Genomic DNA, 19,371 nt, shown 5'->3' on the forward strand with positions numbered 1-19,371 from the left:
TACATCATGACTGAACGCCAACAAAAAGGATCTCTGTGGTCCAAAATGCATATCGATCTACCGTTTCTGATCTGCATTCTTTCGCTACTGGCCTACAGTGCCTTCGTGATGTGGAGCGCCAGCGGACAGGATGTCGGCATGATGGAGCGCAAGCTCGGCCAAATCGCCATTGGCCTGTGCGTGATGATCGTAATGGCGCAGATTCCTCCGCGCGTCTACGAAAGCTGGGCACCTTATCTGTATATTGTTTGCGTGATTTTATTGGTTTTGGTCGATGCCTTCGGCCAAATCAGTAAAGGCGCACAGCGCTGGTTGGATCTCGGCTTTGTGCGCTTCCAGCCGTCGGAAATAGCCAAAATCGCCGTCCCGCTGATGGTGGCGCGCTTTATGAACCGGGACGTTTGTCCGCCAACATTAAAAAATACTGGTATTGCACTCATTCTGATCTTTATGCCAACCCTGCTGGTGGCTGCTCAGCCCGACCTCGGGACGTCAATTCTGGTCGCAGCGTCCGGATTATTTGTACTGTTCCTGGCCGGAATGAGTTGGCGTTTGATTGCCATCGCCGCCGTACTGGTCGCCTGCTTTATCCCGATACTTTGGTTCTTCCTGATGCACGGTTACCAACAAGACCGCGTCATGATGCTGCTGGATCCGGAAAGTGATCCATTGGGCGCGGGCTACCATATTATTCAATCCAAAATCGCTATCGGCTCCGGCGGTTTAGTGGGTAAAGGCTGGCTACAGGGCACTCAGTCCCAGCTAGAATTCCTTCCAGAACGCCATACCGACTTTATTTTTGCGGTATTAGCAGAAGAATTAGGTCTGGTGGGCGTATTGGTTCTGCTGGGTCTGTATCTTTGTACTATTATGCGTGGGTTGGTAATCGCCGCTCATGCGCAAACCACCTTTGGCCGAGTGATGGTCGGTGGGCTGATGCTGATACTGTTTGTGTATGTGTTTGTTAACATTGGTATGGTCAGTGGAATTCTACCCGTAGTTGGCGTACCTTTGCCTTTGGTCAGCTACGGTGGCTCGGCGCTGATAGTCCTGATGGCCGGGTTTGGTATCGTGATGTCGATACATACTCATCGAAAAATGTTATCTAAAAATTTATAGAGGTGAGCAATGCGTAAGGAATGGCTTTGGATCGGCGTCGTCAGCGTGCTGTTATCAGCTTGTACTACGGAAAATCAAGCACCTATAGAACAAACTCAGCAGACTTATAATGGGCCGATTGAAGAGATCGGCGGAGCGGAACCTCGTTATGAACCTTTTAATCCTAATTTTAATCAGGATTACAAAGTGAACGGGAAATCCTATAGCGTCATCAAAGATCCGCAAAACTTCAGCCAGACCGGTCTGGCTGCCTGGTATGGTGAAGAAGCCAATGGCAACACGACTGCCACCGGCGAAACTTTCGATCCTAATGCGCTAACCGCCGCTCACCCTACCCTGCCTATTCCTAGCTACGTGCGGGTCACCAACGTGAGCAATGGCCGCCAAATCGTGGTGCGGGTCAATGACCGTGGCCCTTATACTCCGGGACGTGTGATTGATTTATCCAAAGCTGCAGCAGATCGCTTGAATATCTCTAACAATACCAAGGTGAAAATTGATTTTATCAATGTTGCACCTGACGGTTCCCTCTCCGGCCCAGGTATGGTTGGGACCACTATTGCCAAGCAAAGCTACGCTCTGCCAAGCCGCCCGGATTTAACGTCTGGAGCGATGGGCAACCCCATTCAGCAGGACGCCCCCGTCAACGACGCGCCAGTTCGTCCAATTGAAAACAGCAACTTATCCGGTGCCGATGCCGCGCAGCCCGTAGCCGCGCAAAGCAGCGGTTTCCTACGTGCGCCGTCCTCGTTGCCTTCCGGCGTGCTGGAAAGCGCCGAGCCGGTAACGCCGCCGGTGGTCAGTCCTCCCGGTCCGATAACCTCGGTAGCTCCTGCGGCATCATCCGCTTCAGCTTCCGGTGCTTACATCGTGCAGGTTGGGGCATTAAGCGATGCCCAGCGCGCCTCTACCTGGCAGCAGGCTCTGAGCCAACGTTTTGGCGTACCGGGTAAAGTGTCCAGCGCTGGAAACGTTCATCGGGTACAGTTAGGCCCGTTCAGCAGCCGCCAACAGGCCGCAGAACTGCAACAGCGTTTATCTTCAGAAGCGCAGCAGCAGTCATTTATCATCACTGGGCCGTAGTTAGCCATAATAACTGGCTATCTGATTCTTTTGGAAACGCCTTGTAGCAATTTTGCTGTTTCAAGAAAAATTAGAGCCTAATCTGTGTATAAACAGAAGGTTAGGCTTTAAAATGTCGGGTTGCCACCCACACGTAAAAATGTGTAAACGCCGCAAGAGATGGGGATTGCCTGATGTCTGCCAAGACCTCATCTGCTATAGTGTGGCACGTTCTTAACTTACCCCACGGATGTTGTTGTCCTGATCATGAAATATGTAACTACTTCTCGTTTTATCAAGAGCATAACGCTCGGCACCGTTATCGTCATGAGCGCAGCTTCTGTTGCTAACGCCGACGACGTCAATATGAAAACCATGATTCCCGGCGTGCCACAAATCGACGCGGAAGCTTATGTACTGATTGACTACAACTCCGGAAAAGTATTGGCAGAAATGAATGCCGATGCGCGCCGTAACCCTGCCAGTCTGACCAAAATGATGACCAGCTATGTTATCGGCCAGGCGATCAAATCTGGGAAAATCGGCCCCGAAGACATGGTTACCGTAGGCAAAGACGCCTGGGCAACCGGCAATCCGGTATTCCAGGGTTCGTCATTGATGTTCCTGAAACCGGGGGATCAGGTTCCGGTCTCCAAACTAACTCGCGGTATTAATCTGCAATCCGGTAACGATGCCTGCGTGGCCATGGCTGATTACGTTGCTGGCAGTCAGGATTCCTTCGTGAATCTGATGAACAACTATGTGAATGCGCTGGGCTTGAAAAATACCCATTTCAAAACTGTTCACGGTCTGGATGCCGAAGGTCAATACAGCTCCGCTCGTGATATGGCGTTGATTGGTCAGGCATTGATTCGCGACGTTCCAGACGAATACGCCATTTATAAAGAAAAAGAATTCACCTTCAACAATATCCGTCAGATGAACCGTAACGGTTTACTGTGGGATACCAGTCTGAACGTTGACGGTATCAAAACCGGCCATACCGAAGCCGCTGGCTACAATCTGGTTGCCTCCGCTACCGAAGGCCAGATGCGTTTGATTTCCGCGGTTCTGGGTGGTCACACCTACAAAGGCCGTGAAACCGAAAGCAAAAAACTGCTGACATGGGGCTTCCGCTTCTTTGAAACCGTAGCGCCATTGAAAGTCGGTAAAGAGTTCGCTTCTGAGCCAGTCTGGTTCGGGGACACCGATCGCGTACAGCTGGGCGTTGATAAAGACGTTTATCTGACTATTCCGCGCGGTCGTATGAAAGATCTTAAAGCCAGCTACGTGCTGAACACGCCAGAAATCCACGCACCTTTGGCAAAAAATCAGGTAGTTGGCAGCATCAACTTCCAGTTGGACGGCAAAACTATCGAACAACGCCCGCTGGTGGTGATGAACGAAGTGAAAGAAGGTGGTTTCTTCAGCCGCATGGTGGATTACATCAAACTGATGTTCCACCATTGGTTCGGCTAAGGTCACAGGCTTGAAAGTCTGAAGACTGCCCCCATATTATAAATATTATGAAGCTCCCGCTCCGGCGGGAGTTATAATTTTTAATGCCGGAAGTGATTTGCATTTCGCCTTATCAACTGTCCGGTCGCAACCCAGGAGCGCACATGAAAACTAAACTGAACGAACTGCTAGAGTTCCCTTGTTCCTTTACCTACAAGGTGATGGGCATTGCTGAACCACAGCTGGTTGACCAGGTGGTTGAAGTGGTACAGCGCCATGCTCCGGGCGATTATACCCCTGAGGTAAAACCGAGCAGCAAAGGCAACTATCACTCCGTCTCTATCACCATCAATGCAGAACACATTGAGCAGGTAGAAACCCTGTATGAAGAACTGGGTAAAATTGAACTGGTTCGTATGGTTCTGTAATTTAAACCATATCTATTTGATTCAATATAAATACCCATAGATTTTTGCGCTGTAACACCGCGTAAAAAACGAATAGAGGCCCGAATTAACTCGGGCCTTATTTTATCTATATATCCGTGATTCATGCGTAATTATTATCACACTTCCGTTTTTTCACCGGTCAACACTGGTTCCCTGCGGTGGTGCTGGTATACTGACGCCACCCTTTCTGTAACCAGATGATGTCTCGCTTGCAACAACACAAGATCATTTTGCGCCAGCTAGGGCTACAACCCTATGCACCTGTATCTCAAGCCATGCACGCCTTCACTGAATGTCGCGATGAAACTACCCCAGATGAAATCTGGCTAGTAGAACACCATCAGGTATTTACGCAAGGCCAAGCTGGGAAAGCCGAACACCTGCTGATGCCGGGAGATATCCCTGTCATTCAAAGCGATCGTGGCGGACAGGTTACCTACCATGGCCCCGGCCAGCAGGTAATGTATGTTCTGATCAATTTGAAACGTGCAAAAATCGGCGTTCGCCAGTTGGTTACCGCGATTGAGAATACCGTGGTAGAAACTTTGGCTCACTTTGGTATTGAGGCCCACGCCCGACCAGATGCGCCCGGCGTCTATATCGGGCAAAAGAAAGTCTGCTCTTTGGGTTTGCGTATTCGTCAAGGCTGCTCGTTCCACGGGCTAGCGCTGAATATCGATATGGATTTGTCACCGTTTCAGCGCATAAACCCTTGCGGTTACGCCGGTATGGAGATGACACAAGTGAGTGCATACCGGCCAGGAACAACGCTCAGCGATGTGCAACCCATTCTGGTGCAAGAGTTTATTCGCCAATTGGGCTACGTGGATGCCGTTCTTCAGCCTTGGCAGGCAGAGGATTATCATCCTTTATAAGGTTTCTCCCGTAGGATTCTGCTACCTGAAAGCACAAACTCATACAAAATTGGGGGCTGAACGAATCGGGGGAAAGATGATATAATTTTTAAACAATTTTCAAATAATTTTTAACGAATGTCTCATTTCGTTGATTTTAATGAAAAATCTCATATTAGAGATTCAGAACTGGAACCTGCACGATTATGAGTAAACCGATTCAGATGGAACGCGGCGTAAAATACCGTGATGCAGATAAAATGGCGTTAATCCCGGTGAAAACCGTGGTGACTGAACGCCAGGAGCTGTTACGTAAACCCGAGTGGATGAAAATCAAGCTTCCTGCTGATTCCAGCCGTATTCAAGGCATCAAAGCGGCGATGCGCAAAAACGGCCTGCATTCGGTTTGCGAAGAAGCCTCTTGCCCTAACCTGTCAGAGTGTTTCAATCACGGCACTGCGACTTTTATGATCCTCGGCGCAATCTGTACTCGTCGCTGCCCGTTCTGTGACGTAGCGCATGGTCGTCCAACTCTGCCAGACGCCAACGAGCCAGAAAAGCTGGCGCAAACCATTAAAGATATGGGGTTGCGTTACGTGGTAATCACATCCGTTGACCGCGATGATTTACGCGACGGTGGTGCTCAGCACTTTGCTGACTGTATCGCGGCAATTCGTGCCAAAAACCCAACGATCAAGATCGAAACATTAGTGCCAGATTTCCGTGGCCGTATGGATCGCGCATTAGATATTCTGACTGCAACGCCGCCTGACGTGTTTAACCATAACCTGGAAAACGTGCCGCGGGTCTATCGTCAGGTTCGTCCAGGCGCTAACTATGAATGGTCATTGAAGCTGCTGGAACGTTTCAAAGAAGCGCACCCAAATATTCCGACCAAATCTGGTCTGATGGTGGGTCTGGGTGAAACCAACGCAGAAATCGTTGAAGTCATGCGCGATTTACGTCGTCATGGCGTGACCATGCTGACTTTGGGCCAGTATTTGCAGCCTAGCCGCCATCATTTACCGGTTCAGCGCTACGTCAGCCCGGATGAGTTTGATGAGATGAAAGCCGAAGCCATGGCTATGGGCTTTACCCACGCAGCCTGTGGTCCTTTCGTCCGCTCTTCTTATCATGCGGACTTGCAAGCCAAAGGCGAGGAAGTCAAATAATCATATAAGCCTGAATTCATATCTGGGCTGGTTTTTAGTTGCGAAAAACCGCGTTAAATAGACATAATTTATTACAACTCAAATCGCAAATAGCCTGAAACGGATCTCCACCTGGATATCCGTTTTCATTCAGACCATCTGCAATTTCCATGCAGTAAATAAAACTAGAACTAGTCTTTATGCTCTACCGGCGGCACAACTTTAGTTTCTGCGATATCGGCTGGCGGAGCTTTATCATCGCCCATTGCTTTTTTAAAGCCTTTCAGCGCCGCACCTAAATCAGCCCCCAAAGTGCGCAGTTTACTGGTGCCGAACAGCAGCACAATCAATATACCTACCACTAAGAGCTTGGTAATACTGATACCTTCCATACATACCTTCTTATTCGTTCAGGACTCAAAATAGGATTAACTTAATTGTGGATTATTTACGAATAAAATACCGGATAAAACAACAGTAATATGTAACAGATTTCGTTCCTGAACTATGATTTATGCAGGAGTCTGCTTAATTAAATTCTGACTCATGCTGAATGTCGATTCTTTAACATTCCCCAAAATCAGATTTATTCGGAGCGCGTCAATTGTCCTTATATAGCAGAGCAAATTCGCGCGAGGCCGGATTGAGTTTTGCCCGCCGCATCTACCTACCCCGGATATTTGGCTTGGGTATCGGTATGTTATGCGTCTTATCAGTGCTAATCACCCGACAAACTCCGTTGTGGATGTGGGCACTGCTAGTCATAAACGGGTTAATTTGGCCACACCTAGCCTATCAATTATCCCTTCGAGCCAATTCCCCGCATCGCCAGGAAATGCTGAATTTAAGCCTGGATTCTATTTCAGGCGGCGTATGGGTGGCGGTAATGTCGTTTAATGCCCTGCCCTCCGTGGTCATCTTATCGATGATGAGCATGAACAATATCGCATCAGGCGGAAAATCTTTTTTTCTTAAAGGCCTTGGCCTACAGATAATAGGTTGCTTACTGGTCGCCTGGATATTTCAACTACCTTTCCAGCCGCAAACCACACCAATTCAGGTATATAGCTGTTTACCGATGATTTTTATTTATCCATCGTTACTTGGTTGGGTGACGTATCGCACAGCCAAACGCCTGGCAGATAACAAAGAGGAGCTTTTGCGTATTAGCGTGAGAGATGGATTAACCGGGCTGTATAACCGACGCCACTGGGAACATCAGCTTCATAATCAGTTTGATAGCTGCCGTCGCTATAAACACAGCGCGTCCTTGGTGCTGCTGGATATCGATAAATTTAAAACCATCAATGATACTTTTGGTCACGCGGTTGGTGATGATGCCATTACGGCGCTTGCCGAGGAGCTATTATTGGGGCTAAGAGCCGTAGATATCGTCGGCCGCTACGGCGGGGATGAATTTGGCGCTATCCTCCCTAATACTTCGGCGGAACAGGCCTGCGAGGTATTAGGGCGTATTCAGGAAAAACTGGCTGGAATTGTCTTTAATCAATCGCCGGGGCTGCAGCTCAAAGTCAGCGCTGGTGTATCAGAATTCAAACCAGAAATGACCAATTATCAACAGTGGTTAAAAGCCGCTGACTCCGCTTTATATCACGCTAAAGATAATGGCAGAGACCGTATTGAGCTAGCGAGCTAAATACCTATTCAGTTAAGCACTTGGTAAAATATTTCGGTGATTCTGCATAGCCTTCCCGCAGATAAAAAGCATGAGCTTTCACTCGACGGGAATGACTGTGTAATTCCATACGATCACAGCCACGTTCGCGCGCCATCTTTTCAGCTTCATCCAGAAGTTGCTTACCGATTCCTGCTCCCCTGACCTTCTCACTCACACATAAATAACTGATCCGACAGAAATCACCGGCCAGCGCGATCTGCGGGATAAAATGCAATGAAATAAAACCGCAAACAACATCATTGATAGTCGCAGCCAGCAAACCGCTATCGGGATGCCCAATAAGCTGTAGCAAACGCTGGTTTAAAAAACCATCTGTTCCTGCATAATCTAATGCTATCAATAATTCAGAGATGGCAGCTTCGTCACCGGGTTTCACCTTTCGGATTTTCACGCTTGTTCCTTGGTCATTTAAGTATCACGATGTAATCGCGAATAGGCTACCAAACTTTCAGGGTTTAAAATAAGAAAAAGTCAGTGTAATATCCAATTAAAGCTCTGGAGATGACATTCCTCCATAACCGCCCCTCAAGGCTGATGATGTCTACGTTACCTTCTCAGAAAGGTGCGTAGAATTACGCCTAAGCCTTTCTGCAAACTCCCTGATAACAAGAAAGGTGTTTATGTTCCCCACATTACTGGCAGTCTTTATCGGCGGTGGCGTTGGCAGTACGCTACGTTGGCTTATCAGCATGAAATTAAACGGGTTATCTCCCAACGTACCTATTGGCACTCTCACTGTTAACCTGGTTGGCGCTTTTATTATTGGCCTGACATTAGCCTTATTCAATCGAATGACGCACCTTGATCCAGTTTGGAAAATGCTAATAACAACTGGCTTTTGCGGCGGGCTGACAACATTCTCAACTTTTTCGCTGGAAGTGGTGTACTTGCTACAAGACAGTAAATTCATTTGGGCCGGGCTGACTATATTATTCAATCTGGCGGGTTCGTTAGCTATGACAATGCTGGCCTTTATGTTAGTGAACATGTGGAGCGCACAGTAAAAAAGCAAAAATCGGGGACTCCTCTCACTTTTAAGTGCGCTATTTATCCCCTTAATGTTTTCTTAAGTTTCAAATTAGATAATCCGTATCCTGAGAACAGTTTCACCTTAATGCACTGAAACGCGGGATAAATAACATGTTTGGATCACCTAAAACACTAACAGAATTACTGATGGTTGGCCTTTGCGTATTGATCTCGCTGGCATTCCTGAAGGTTTATTTATTCTAGTATTTCAAGATAACGTTTAAGATGAGCTGTAGCCTCACTGCCTGAATCTCAACAACCAGACCCAGGTTTTATCGGACGGTCATCTCATACTGTAATCATCGAAAACGGGCTCTGGCTCTATTTTCAGCCATAAAAAAACCCGCCCATAGGGCGGGTTTTTAAGAATATTGGCTACTTAGATAGCGATAACATTAGCAGCAGATGGCCCTTTGGCACCGTTCGTGATTTCAAATTCTACACGCTGGCCTTCAGCAAGAGTTTTGAAACCATTGCTAGCGATGGCAGAGAAATGAACGAAAACGTCCTTACTGCCATCTTCTGGGGTAATGAAGCCGAAACCTTTGGATTCATTGAACCACTTAACGCTACCTTTAATCTTAGACATCAAACATACCTTTACGTGAATAGTTGGACACAACAACCGTGTCAATTACAGTACAGCAATTGAACGATGTTTTGTCCAGAATGTAGATCACAAAAAAGAGAAAAACAGATAGAATCACCAATCTCTGCCACACTGTCAGTGTGAATACTTTGCATTTCTGCCTAAGTTGCAACCAAATCTATGGTGATTCCCAATGCTAATAAACGTGGCAAAGGTCTCAGGCTGTATCTGTAAAGCATTCCCCTGTATCATAGGCAACTAATAGACTGGCTTAAACGAGATACATGATGAACGGTAGAATAACAACTTTTTTTGAAGATAAAGGTTTTGGTTTTATCACCGATGAAAACGGAGATAACCGTTATTTTCACGTTATTAAAGTTGCTAATCCCGAGATGATTAAGAAAAATGCGGAAGTGACTTTTGAACCAACGACCAACAGCAAAGGTTTATCAGCTTTTGCAGTTAAAGTTGCCATTGAGAGCAAATACATTTTTATTGCCAATGAGAGAATCAAACTTACCAGCATTAAGTCTTTCAAAACATTTACTAAAGAAGTACCGGCTCAGGCAGAGGTGGATAAAGCTAATACCGTGCTTTCTGTTGGACTGTTGATGAATAAAATTCGCCCGCAGGAAGAAAACATTGCGGAAAAAACGGTTCCCCTGAAAATGCTATCGGTAACCACTCATCAAAACGTGACTTATACCTTCTCCGATCACGAAATCGATATTGATAGCACTGTAGCCAAGCTGAAAAATATTTAACCCTCTTATCTACCAGTCCCCTATCGATGGGGACTGAGTACCCCTTAAACTCCTGACGGTAAAATTAGCAATCACCGTGGTGTCATCGGTGTCAAAAAGGCAAATTCAGTGCCCGATGTTTAAGTCAACAATAGACGTTGACGCATGTATATCTAAACTTCTTTACTTGAACATAAACATCTTAATCAATTCAACATCAGTTCTTACACCCAACTTTCTCATCGCAGAGCGCTTTTGCCCGCTCACAGTCTTTTGACTCTTCTTAAGGATTTTGGCGATATCACCGCCGGAAAAGCCTTCATTGAACAACGCCAGAACGGCATTTTCACTTGGCGTAAGAAAGTTTTGCTCATCATTCTGAACGACTTCATGCTGATCTACTTTACGATCGGATGCAGCTTCAGTGAGGATACGGAATGTTCGTTTAATAACGCCGGTAATTTTGGACTCTAGGCTGTCTATAGTTTCTTCACGATAAATCATGGTGACATTATGGAATCCGGGGATTCCCTGAAAGAAACTACTTAACCTTAAATCCGCAATCAGGAAAACCTTAGTATCCAGCGCTATTTTCTCTAGGCGGGCTAACGCCTCAAAAAAGTTGGATTCATCAACGCCGATAAATACAACATCAACTGGATGGAATGGACGCTTATAAAACTTAATATCTTCCTTGCTTCCCATTCCGGTAAATATTTTTTTAACCATAGATATGATCCCAAGGGTCAGATATCTATCATTATCTACCACCATGCAACTTATCATTTTACTCACATCCTAAAATAAGACGTCGAACAAAAAAGATAATCCATGCCTTTACCCGTAATATCAGGCTCCATGCAGGCCACGGACTGCCTATCCCCACATCAACGTGCAAAGCACCAATCCGGGTTCAAGGCAAACTTACGCCAATACGCGATCTTTTTTGCTGAGAACCTAAGCAATCAACTTCCTTATGGTTGTAGAAGCGATTCTTTAATTTATGGCCGCTATCTTACCGACGGATTTTATGTTCAATCAGTAAAACACAGGGCATTTTTAGGTTATATAGGACAGTGAGACGCTTTTGTGTAGGAATACTCTGACACCAATAAAAATTAACGGATTGGCAAAATAGAGTTAAAAGGTAAGAACAAAGGGGGAATAAACGAGGGAGTGATGGCAAAATTCCTACCTGATGTTATGAATTTCAGTTAGTCACTATGAACGGTGACAGAAATTTCGTTTTGTGCAAAGATATCTTAAAATGAATAGATGAGATAGCGAGTTTTCTGTTGCAAACCCAAGGTGTGACAATGAACAAACTGCGGTATGTGATCAGACACAGTCAGCCAAAAAAAATTGCACCAAGTCAGATGATAAAGGGCATCGCTTTGCCCTCTGGACTCCCCTCTTTTGTGACGATTCAATTATGAGAAATGTCGGCCTCCATGCGCTAAAGAGCCTTAGCTGCTTTTCTGCGGTCACATTCTACTCTGCTAGTAAAACCTGTTCCGACAGCTGTTTTTTAAGCGGTGAGGTTATGAGTATCCTCTATTTCTTATCTATTATAGCAACACCGCTGTTTTTCATGATAATAGGTTATATTGACTCGATTGAAGAAATCACAAGGCAGGATATATTAAGAAAGATCAAATCCATTTTAACAATCATAATATTCTGGAACGTTTTATTTTACTTCATCAATGAAGATGGATTTAAAAAAGGTTATTTCCTGCAAAGCTGGCTGTTATTTAGCATCGCGCTTATTTATGTAATAAATCCGATAATATCTAAAATACTTAAAAATAACAGGCAAACCTTCTTTACCTTAGGTGGATTATTAATCTTTTCAGTTTCCATTGATATTATCAGTACTTTTACCGAAAGACCTTATTTAATCGATTTCCCCCAGTACTTCAGGCTTTGGACATGGGTATTTTACTATATGGTCGGACGTTTTCTCTGTTCAACCAAAGGTAGAGAAATCACTAAAAACATAAAAGTCAGAATAGCGGCTAAACTATTGATCGTCCCTACAGCTATATCGATGTATTTCTATGAGAGCTTTATGTCTCTGCACGTGTATAAAACGGTTAATGCTGGCTATTTTCTTGATAACTTTCATGTACTCATTTTGAGTCTATGTCTGTTTGTTATCTTTGATAATTTTGATACTAAATATGAATGGATAAGAAAGACACTAGCTTATATCAGCCCATCGATGATAGGAGTTTATATTCTCCACGATGGCATATTCTATTTTATCTCTAGTGCCTATAATTTATCAGACATCACCCTAAGATTCACACTGCTATTCTCCGTCTTTATTGCATCGGTATTGCTTTCTCGGGTTCTATTATTAAACAAACTGACCTCAAGGTTTATTTCTTTCTAATGATATAGATGAATAGCGCGTCACTATCAAACCATTAGCGATAAAAATGACTTGCTATTTAATAAAAAATAACAGCATATAATTATGAAATAGTTAGATTTAAAATATAAAAAATTCAACACCATCATTGCCAATTTAGACATTTAAAAAATCAAAGACTCACTTTTAAAATACAACAACGTTATTTAATTACAATAATTTTAAAAGCTTGGAAAATGTCACTTTTAGGATTTAAATTCATGGATGTAATTACATAGAATTTAAGAGTGTAAACAAAAAAACAAGATCGCACAAAAAACATACACCCCCCACTCTTCTTTCGCTTTTACAGCATCATTCTCATCACCTTCTCGTAAAGATACGAGATATCTCATTTGCTATTTATTCATTTCATCAAAGAAACGAATCAATTTTTCCACTGCAACATTTGAATTATCTATTAGATATTCCTAAAGAAATCATCAAGAGTTTTATTTCCATTTTGATACATACTGGATATCAGTTGGCCTAGTTTTACGACCTTGACCATATTGAAGATCATAATATTGCTGTGAACTAGATACGGGATAACGGCAAGCTGTCTCTGCCAGAGAACTGGCTGACGCAGTGCGGCCTGACCGGGCAACCGCTGGCTATCAGCGTGATGCCCGGTAAGGTGGTGATTCGGGTGCAACAGGGTAATATGTTGGCGTAACAACACATAAAAATAGCCGTAAAGATCCAGAGAGGAACTTTACGGCTGAAAACTAATATTTAAATCACCGTCCAAAACTCACTATTTTTTGAACCGACCAAAATTTCTATCTCATTACGTGAACATGCTTTCAAGAAGACTGAACCTACCCCACGGATAAATTTGTTAAAATCTATCGCTATAGGCTCCCGATCACTTGCTCTCTCCTCACTCGTTATAGCATAAATTTTACAGTCATTTGTATTTAATAAGATCGCATATGGATCTGACAATGCTATAACAATAACTCCCCTAGGTCTAGTATTACCAACCCACCAATGACTAAAGTTATCCTTATCATTAAGAGCTATAATTTTTTCAAGATAGTCACCACCAGAACCAAAAGCTACATTACCAAGAGAGAAATTATCAATATCATACTTCTTTAAAAAAGATACAAAATCACTTGGAAAAGTAATATCCAAAGTTTTTTCAGAGGATTCTAAGTTGCTAATAGGAAATTTTCTTTTTGTCAAAATTAAATCATCCATCTCACCATCGAACGGTGAGAATTTTTTATCTAATTGGGACTCTATCTCTTCAATAGTTAATAGCATAATAACCTCTACTATTTTGTATGCCAGACACCACCACTACCAACGTGAGTGCTCCCTGGAACTGGAATTGCATAAGGGCCAAAGTCAACATGGTGATGAATTATAGTATCCCCTTTATAGTTTACATGCTCAGGGAAGGCTTTTATCCATGTGTTATCGATCTTCGGTGAAAGTCCCAACTCTTGTATTCTATATAAATTACTCTTGCTTAGTGAGTCAGGCTGTAATTTCGTCCATTGTTGCCAAAATTCTTGACTATTTCTAATACCACCTTTTGATGTAGCAACCCCACTATTAAATGTACGAGTGTCAATTGAGAATGCAGGATCTGGCCTCCCTGGTATCGCTGGATCTATTCGAGTTTGATAAGGGTTATCCCCTCGTGGGATTTCTTTAACGGTATTGGGACAGGTAGATAACCCTAAAGGATCTATCCATCCCGTCGGATTATGAACATACCCATAGGGCCTCTCGCCCCCCGCCAGCCCTATCGGGTCCGGGCTTAAGTAACAGCAGGCCTGCGGGTCGTAGTAGCGGAAGCGGTTGTAGTGCAGCCCCGATTCTTCATCCAGAAGCTGGCCGGCGAATTTTAAACCGGGTTCTGGCTGGCTGTGGTTACGTGAACTAGATACGGGATAACGGCAATCTGTCTCTGCCAGAGGACTGGCTGACACAGTGCGGCCTGACCGGGCAACCGCTGGCGATCAGCGTAATGCCCGGTCAGGTGGTGATTTGGGTTCGGCAGGGTAATCTGTGACGTAACAACAGATAAAAAAATAGCCGGGAAGACCCAAAGAGGCCCTTCCCGGCTTTTATTTACACATTTAATCTAAAGAGTTAATAATATTAACTAAGCGATGCTGGGTCAAAAACCAAGATGACACTTCCTTTCATACCACACGGCCACGCACCTGCTTTGTAAAGTGCATATATATCTTCAAGAAAGGAGTCTTTTATAAAGTTATCTAAGTATCTATTGACCGCTACTGTAGACAATACAAAAAACGCATCTTCTTTAGCTTCAGAGAAAATAAAGTCATCATGAGCGGTATTCGTTTTCTTTATTCTCTTCTTTCTAAACTCAATAAGTGATGATGCATTTTTAACCTGTAAACTTTCAAGATTACCATTAACAAAATCATAAGCCTCTTGGAACTTCTTATTTTTCCTTAAAGATTTACGACATTGTTCAATCGTATCATTCCAAACTTTATAACCCGATGGGAGGTTCTGCTCAAACGCATACTTATAAGCATCATCAACATTATTAATAACAATAACCTTCTGGCTTATAGCTTCAGACAACCCTTTAAAGAGAGCATTTGTAAATGCAAATTCAATAGGTTCGATTATGTATCTTTGATCCATTACCAGCCACCTTTAGTGAAAATATTAGTCCAGACAGCATTAACCTTTCCATTTCCTAATGCACCACCTGCTTTATCCATATCAAGTGGTCTGATTGGGTAGCCATTCTCTAACCCTTTCCGAGAAATTCCTTGGATTTCTTTCACTTGATTCAAAATAGCGCCTTTAGATTGATTAAGATCTATTTTATCCAAAGCATTTTTAACTGCTTGTGTATATCCATCATGACTTCCCTGATGCCTTGCCATCGCACTAGTGCCATCATCGACTCTTCTGAGGAAGATACCGTTTCCGGCATCGTCAATATAATATTTGATCTTCTTTAATGCTGGATGGTTAGCTAATTCTTTCGGGATTATATGGTGGGCTTGATGCCCAGTCCATTTCGTAGAACGCGGCAGTCCCATCGCCTCCATCATGTTCCTACCAAGTGTGGTAGAACATCCTGCTAAGCCTAATGGGTCGACCCATGACAGAGGATTATGTACATACCCGTAAGTATTCTCGCCCCCCGCCAGCCCTATCAGGTCCGGGCTTAGTAACAGCAGGCCTGCGGGTCGTAGTAGCGGAAGCGGTTGTAGTGCAGCCCCGATTCTTCATCCAGAAGCTGGCCGGCGAATTTTAAACCGGGTTCTGGCTGGCTGTGGTTACGTGAACTAGATACGGGATAACGGCAATCTGTCTCTGCCAGAGGACTGGCTGACGCAGTGCGGCCTGACCGAGCAACCGCTAGCGATCAGTCAGCGTAATGCCCGGTCAGGTGGTGATTCAGGTGCAGCAGGGGAATATGCTGATATAGCGGCAAAAAACAGGAAAGCTCCGAAGAGGGGCTTTCCTGTTTAATTATTAACATCTTAAATTAACATACTCTTCAAAAAAATCTTTAAATGAGCGATGCATTATCTGTGTATATCTCTTTAGGAAAACATCATAACTAACCACTTCCCCAAAATTATCTGGTGATGTATTTAAACACCAGCAAATTTCATCATCTTTAAAATAAATCACTGCCAAATTATCAGGAAGAAAGTATTCATTACGGCAATACATTGTATCATAATAAACTGTACCACCGAACTCAGCCAACGCATCATTATCTTCAATCCCTGATATTTCTTGCTCAACAACTCCACCACCACCGGTTTTTTCCAAGAAAAATTTAAAGTCTTCCGGTAATCTAAAAGATAATGCACTCTCTAATTTAGTAATTTGCTCTTGATCTACAGCACCTAACCAAAAAACTTCATGCTTAGTTGTAGAAGATAGTTTACTAATTAAGCTTTCAATATCTTTCATCTTAATTCCTCACATAAAGTCTAAAGCACGAAGTTTCCAATAATCCGCTCTGAATGTATCATATTGATAAGCAAGACTTCCGTTATGTCTAAAGCTATTACCATTTTCAATTAATCCGTGTAATTGCTTATGATATTGTTTATGTGTCGATGATACCAACTCAACCATAGGTCCAGGCTCCTTACCAAGTATGTGGTGGAGGTTAATTTGTTTGCCATCAGGTCCAATTGGAGCATACCCATTATTCATTAAATCTAAGTTAGTCCATCCATCAGCAACTTTTTGGCGAACTGATTTATGTACACTCGGATGAACTGAACTTGGAGCTCCGGGATTAATATCTACAGTATTCTTATAGACTTTTCTCCCTAGAACATTTTCGGCCTGATATTTCCCTGAACCAGCACTACAAGATGAAAGACCTAGCGGATCAATATATGTCAGTGGGTTCGGAACATAACTATATAAGTTCAGCCCCCCCGCCAGCCCTATCGGGTCCGGGCTTAAGTAACAGCAGGCCTGCGGGTCGTAGTAGCGGAAGCGGTTGTAGTGCAGGCCCGATTCTTCATCCAGAAGCTGGCCGGCGAATTTTAAACCGGGTTCTGGCTGGCTGTGGTTACGTGAACTAGATACGGGATAACGGCAATCTGTCTCTGCCAGAGGACTGGCTGACGTAGTGTGGCCTGACCGGGAACCGCTGGCGATCAGCGTGATGCCTGGCAAGGTGGTGATTAGGACTCAGCAGGGTAATATATTAGCGTAACAACAGATAAAAAAGCCGAGAAGAACCAGATAGGATCTCCTCGGTTTATTTTATTATTTCTTTTCTATAACAGATACATAAGATGGTTTCTTCGTTTGTGTATCAGGGAAAAGATCTTTCTCCTCTAACCGCCACCAATACTCGCTATATGAACTAGGTTTTTTATATTCATAGATAGATACAACACCGAGGAGAGCACAGGGGGATTCCGCCATAAAATCCCATCCATCTTTCTCAGCGCAAAACATATCTATCTCATCATCATACCAAGTGCTAAACCCTTTCTTATCAAGAATATTCAACGCAGTATTATATACATTTGTATACTCAGACAAAGCAGGCATATTCTTACTCCTTTATTTTCCAATGATTTTTATCGCATCAAAAGGAATTTCGCCTTTAAACAAGACTTCTAAAGCCCTTTTTGCATCTCTTCTAGTAATAAGTGAACCAAATTTTTCAGCCGCTTGGAGAACGTTATTATGATCAATAAATTTCGCCCCACCTTGTATGGCTTTTTTTACGTCAATTTCTATTAATCCATTACCACTTCTAAACCGGTTTGTTGCTTCTTTTGTAAGAGATGCTGAGATATGTTCAGTATCAAGGCCTTTGACATGATCTGCAATTGACCCACTAATTCCTTTTGGTTTTATCCCCAATCCTTGTTCCAGTCTAGCCAAATCATCAGGCGTTATTTGTCTGTATACTTTACATGTAGCAAGACCCAGAGGATCTATTGCAGATAGAGGGTTTGGCACATACGCATACGGGTTATGCCCACCCGCCAGCCCTATCGGGTCCGGGCTTAAGTAACAGCAGGCCTGCGGGTCGTAGTAGCGGAAGCGGTTGTAGTGCAGCCCCGATTCTTCATCCAGAAGCTGGCCGGCGAATTTTAAACCGGGTTCTGGCTGGCTGTGGCTGCGTGAACTAGATACGGGATAACGGCAATCTGTCTCTGCCAGAGGACTGGCTGACGCAATGCGGCCTGACCGAGCAACCGCTGGCGATCAACGTGATGCCCGGCAAGGTGGTGATTCAGGTGCAACAGGATAATGTATTAGCGTAACAACAGATAAAAAAACCGGAAAGATCCAAATATTATCTCCCCGTTCTAATATTAGTCATCAATCATATCAAGAGATAACTGTGCTGCCTCTCGGATATCTTCATTCTTCGATTTTAGCGATATTTCCAAGCCTTTTTTTAGTTTGGCATCAGCGAATGCTGCTGATACTTGGGTAACCCAGTATCTTACATTGTCGGTTACAGATGGGTTTTCTAATGTTTTTTGTATTTCCAACACTACATCATCGCGATGGCATTTATAAAAAAAATCTTCTACTAATTGATATACTCCCCACCCATCTCCATTACCATAAGAGTTAAGGAATAATGAGATTGCCTCTTTGTCAGGATAAGCAATGAAAAACTTTCTTGCCTCATCATATTTATTAATTAGTTCTTGTGTTAAAACGTCATCATCCGGCATCGGTTGATTATGACGTAAGAAAGACAGCGCTTCATTTCTGTTCATATTCATAGCTCCATAGCTTTCCATAATGCTTTGTTTTGTTTGATTAGCTCAGACAACTGCCTATTAACAACGTCCTTACTATATCCAGCATTACGGAATATAGTTCTCAGGTCAACAATGTCTCTTGCTAGGTATTGCCTATTTGTTAAACCTCGGACAAACGGTTTTTTATATGTCCATGTTAATTCGTGCAGATCTTTACGCATGTTTATCGTTATTCCTCGAGCATGTGTCGTCGGACTAACAGCATTCTGAATAGCATGATGCGGTGTATGGGTTGGATTAAGACCACTCTTTATATTTGCTCCACGGACTTGGCTATATGTGCCAACAAATAAGTCCTCGCCTGGTTTCGCTAACGGTGGTTTAAGTTTACCAGCGTTTGCCAGTGGACAAGCTGCCAACCCTAAGGGATCTATCCATCCCAGCGGGTTATGCACATACCCGTAAGTATTCTCGCCCCCCGCCAGCCCTATCGGGTCCGGACTTAAGTAACAGCAGGCCTGCGGGTCGTAGTAGCGGAAGCGGTTGTAGTGCAGCCCCGATTCTTCATCCAGAAGCTG

General features: G+C 43.8%; 25 protein-coding genes, 3 pseudogenes and 1 riboswitch. Of the genes and pseudogenes, 13 read left to right on the forward strand and 15 right to left on the reverse strand.

Translation table 11 applies throughout. The features are described 5' to 3' along the window. The first annotated feature begins 6 nt into the window (after positions 1–6). From mrdB to lipA, 6 genes are all read left to right on the forward strand, one after another. On the forward strand, positions 7–1,119 hold the full coding sequence (gene mrdB / locus DBA33_RS12365) for a peptidoglycan glycosyltransferase MrdB (RefSeq protein ID WP_049596791.1): 1,113 nt from the start codon (positions 7–9) through the stop codon (positions 1,117–1,119). 9 nt (positions 1,120–1,128) lie between these two features. Then, positions 1,129–2,202: an endolytic peptidoglycan transglycosylase RlpA gene (rlpA, locus tag DBA33_RS12370; RefSeq protein ID WP_120806564.1), complete on the forward strand. Its 1,074-nt coding sequence runs from the start codon at positions 1,129–1,131 to the stop codon at positions 2,200–2,202. A gap of 246 nt (positions 2,203–2,448) precedes the next feature. Then, entirely contained in the window at positions 2,449–3,660 is a 1,212-nt protein-coding gene (dacA, locus tag DBA33_RS12375) for a D-alanyl-D-alanine carboxypeptidase DacA (protein WP_049596793.1), read from the forward strand. A gap of 143 nt (positions 3,661–3,803) precedes the next feature. Continuing rightward, a complete protein-coding gene (ybeD, locus tag DBA33_RS12380; protein ID WP_064512426.1) occupies positions 3,804–4,067 on the forward strand; it encodes a DUF493 family protein YbeD in 264 nt (87 codons plus the stop codon). Positions 4,068–4,285: 218 nt separating this feature from the next. Further along, complete coding sequence (gene lipB, locus DBA33_RS12385) at positions 4,286–4,963, forward strand: lipoyl(octanoyl) transferase LipB (RefSeq protein WP_162975199.1); 678 nt, start codon at positions 4,286–4,288, stop codon at positions 4,961–4,963. Positions 4,964–5,148: 185 nt separating this feature from the next. Continuing rightward, the gene (gene lipA / locus DBA33_RS12390) at positions 5,149–6,114 is read left to right on the forward strand and encodes a lipoyl synthase (RefSeq protein ID WP_049596795.1); all 966 of its coding nucleotides are present in this window, start codon (positions 5,149–5,151) and stop codon (positions 6,112–6,114) included. Positions 6,115–6,284: 170 nt separating this feature from the next. Here the strand turns inward: lipA and tatA are convergent, their stop codons facing one another. Continuing rightward, complete coding sequence (tatA, locus tag DBA33_RS12395) at positions 6,285–6,485, reverse strand: Sec-independent protein translocase subunit TatA (RefSeq protein WP_049596796.1); 201 nt, start codon at positions 6,483–6,485, stop codon at positions 6,285–6,287. Between the two features lie 212 nt (positions 6,486–6,697). On the opposite strand from tatA, the gene DBA33_RS12400 reads away from it, so the two are divergent. Further along, positions 6,698–7,750, forward strand: coding sequence for a diguanylate cyclase (locus DBA33_RS12400; protein ID WP_071889703.1), 1,053 nt, complete (start codon positions 6,698–6,700; stop codon positions 7,748–7,750). Positions 7,751–7,754: 4 nt separating this feature from the next. On the opposite strand, the gene DBA33_RS12405 is transcribed toward DBA33_RS12400, so the two are convergent. Further along, positions 7,755–8,183, reverse strand: coding sequence for a GNAT family N-acetyltransferase (locus tag DBA33_RS12405; protein ID WP_064512423.1), 429 nt, complete (start codon positions 8,181–8,183; stop codon positions 7,755–7,757). A 97-nt stretch (positions 8,184–8,280) separates the two neighbouring features. Beyond that, positions 8,281–8,343: riboswitch (Fluoride riboswitch) on the forward strand. Between the two features lie 69 nt (positions 8,344–8,412). Here DBA33_RS12405 and crcB point away from each other — a divergent pair. Further along, positions 8,413–8,796 (forward strand): fluoride efflux transporter CrcB, encoded by a 384-nt coding sequence (crcB, locus tag DBA33_RS12410; RefSeq protein ID WP_049596798.1) that lies wholly within the window; start codon positions 8,413–8,415, stop codon positions 8,794–8,796. 404 nt (positions 8,797–9,200) lie between these two features. Here crcB and cspE read toward each other — a convergent pair whose 3' ends face one another. Continuing rightward, positions 9,201–9,410 (reverse strand): transcription antiterminator/RNA stability regulator CspE, encoded by a 210-nt coding sequence (gene cspE / locus DBA33_RS12415; protein WP_002210315.1) that lies wholly within the window; start codon positions 9,408–9,410, stop codon positions 9,201–9,203. Positions 9,411–9,697: 287 nt separating this feature from the next. Here cspE and DBA33_RS12420 point away from each other — a divergent pair, with 287 nt between their 5' ends. Continuing rightward, positions 9,698–10,177, forward strand: coding sequence for a cold shock domain-containing protein (locus DBA33_RS12420; RefSeq protein WP_049596799.1), 480 nt, complete (start codon positions 9,698–9,700; stop codon positions 10,175–10,177). A 162-nt stretch (positions 10,178–10,339) separates the two neighbouring features. Here the strand turns inward: DBA33_RS12420 and DBA33_RS12425 are convergent, their stop codons facing one another. Continuing rightward, positions 10,340–10,930: a LuxR C-terminal-related transcriptional regulator gene (locus tag DBA33_RS12425; RefSeq protein WP_064512421.1), complete on the reverse strand. Its 591-nt coding sequence runs from the start codon at positions 10,928–10,930 to the stop codon at positions 10,340–10,342. 658 nt (positions 10,931–11,588) lie between these two features. On the opposite strand from DBA33_RS12425, the gene DBA33_RS12430 reads away from it, so the two are divergent. Beyond that, positions 11,589–12,554: an acyltransferase family protein gene (locus DBA33_RS12430; RefSeq protein ID WP_064512419.1), complete on the forward strand. Its 966-nt coding sequence runs from the start codon at positions 11,589–11,591 to the stop codon at positions 12,552–12,554. A 577-nt stretch (positions 12,555–13,131) separates the two neighbouring features. Continuing rightward, entirely contained in the window at positions 13,132–13,248 is a 117-nt protein-coding gene (locus tag DBA33_RS20940; protein ID WP_276148117.1) for a SymE family type I addiction module toxin, read from the forward strand. Positions 13,249–13,307: 59 nt separating this feature from the next. On the opposite strand, the gene DBA33_RS12440 is transcribed toward DBA33_RS20940, so the two are convergent. After that, a complete protein-coding gene (locus DBA33_RS12440) occupies positions 13,308–13,844 on the reverse strand; it encodes an SMI1/KNR4 family protein (protein WP_120806565.1) in 537 nt (178 codons plus the stop codon). An 11-nt stretch (positions 13,845–13,855) separates the two neighbouring features. Then, complete coding sequence (locus DBA33_RS21165; RefSeq protein ID WP_205582775.1) at positions 13,856–14,518, reverse strand: RHS repeat-associated core domain-containing protein; 663 nt, start codon at positions 14,516–14,518, stop codon at positions 13,856–13,858. Between DBA33_RS21165 and DBA33_RS12450 the strand changes: the two genes are divergently transcribed. Continuing rightward, positions 14,512–14,601, forward strand: a complete 90-nt coding sequence (locus tag DBA33_RS12450) for a SymE family type I addiction module toxin (RefSeq protein ID WP_240442703.1) — start codon at positions 14,512–14,514, stop codon at positions 14,599–14,601. The genes DBA33_RS21165 and DBA33_RS12450 overlap by 7 nt on opposite strands. A gap of 89 nt (positions 14,602–14,690) precedes the next feature. On the opposite strand, the gene DBA33_RS12455 is transcribed toward DBA33_RS12450, so the two are convergent. The 7 genes and pseudogenes from DBA33_RS12455 to DBA33_RS20965 form a co-directional block, all read right to left on the reverse strand. Further along, positions 14,691–15,212 carry a hypothetical protein gene (locus DBA33_RS12455; protein WP_064512417.1) on the reverse strand — a complete coding sequence of 174 codons (522 nt, stop codon included), beginning with the start codon at positions 15,210–15,212 and terminating at the stop codon, positions 14,691–14,693. After that, positions 15,212–15,837: pseudogene (locus DBA33_RS12460) on the reverse strand (AHH domain-containing protein); the annotation flags it as partial. The gene DBA33_RS12455 and the pseudogene DBA33_RS12460, both read right to left, overlap by 1 nt. A 221-nt stretch (positions 15,838–16,058) precedes the next feature. Then, the gene (locus DBA33_RS12470) at positions 16,059–16,508 is read right to left on the reverse strand and encodes an SMI1/KNR4 family protein (protein ID WP_120806566.1); all 450 of its coding nucleotides are present in this window, start codon (positions 16,506–16,508) and stop codon (positions 16,059–16,061) included. A 9-nt stretch (positions 16,509–16,517) separates the two neighbouring features. Beyond that, entirely contained in the window at positions 16,518–16,847 is a 330-nt protein-coding gene (locus DBA33_RS20955) for an HNH/ENDO VII family nuclease (RefSeq protein ID WP_276148118.1), read from the reverse strand. A gap of 66 nt (positions 16,848–16,913) precedes the next feature. Further along, positions 16,914–17,117, reverse strand: a pseudogene (locus DBA33_RS20960) (RHS repeat-associated core domain-containing protein); the annotation flags it as partial. Between the two features lie 207 nt (positions 17,118–17,324). After that, the gene (locus DBA33_RS12480; protein WP_120806568.1) at positions 17,325–17,615 is read right to left on the reverse strand and encodes a hypothetical protein; all 291 of its coding nucleotides are present in this window, start codon (positions 17,613–17,615) and stop codon (positions 17,325–17,327) included. 369 nt (positions 17,616–17,984) lie between these two features. Continuing rightward, positions 17,985–18,185, reverse strand: a pseudogene (locus DBA33_RS20965) (RHS repeat-associated core domain-containing protein); the annotation flags it as partial. A gap of 38 nt (positions 18,186–18,223) precedes the next feature. Here DBA33_RS20965 and DBA33_RS20970 point away from each other — a divergent pair. Next, a complete protein-coding gene (locus tag DBA33_RS20970; protein ID WP_256966743.1) occupies positions 18,224–18,340 on the forward strand; it encodes a type I toxin-antitoxin system SymE family toxin in 117 nt (38 codons plus the stop codon). A 51-nt stretch (positions 18,341–18,391) separates the two neighbouring features. On the opposite strand, the gene DBA33_RS12495 is transcribed toward DBA33_RS20970, so the two are convergent. Then, positions 18,392–18,808, reverse strand: a complete 417-nt coding sequence (locus DBA33_RS12495) for a hypothetical protein (RefSeq protein ID WP_162975200.1) — start codon at positions 18,806–18,808, stop codon at positions 18,392–18,394. Positions 18,809–18,810: 2 nt separating this feature from the next. Further along, positions 18,811–19,371: RHS repeat-associated core domain-containing protein (locus tag DBA33_RS12500; protein WP_162975201.1), on the reverse strand; the 561-nt coding region annotated here is incomplete at its 5' end.

The sequence above is a fragment of the Yersinia sp. IP36721 genome, from assembly GCF_003634395.1.
Classification (GTDB): Bacteria; Pseudomonadota; Gammaproteobacteria; order Enterobacterales; family Enterobacteriaceae; genus Yersinia; species Yersinia entomophaga.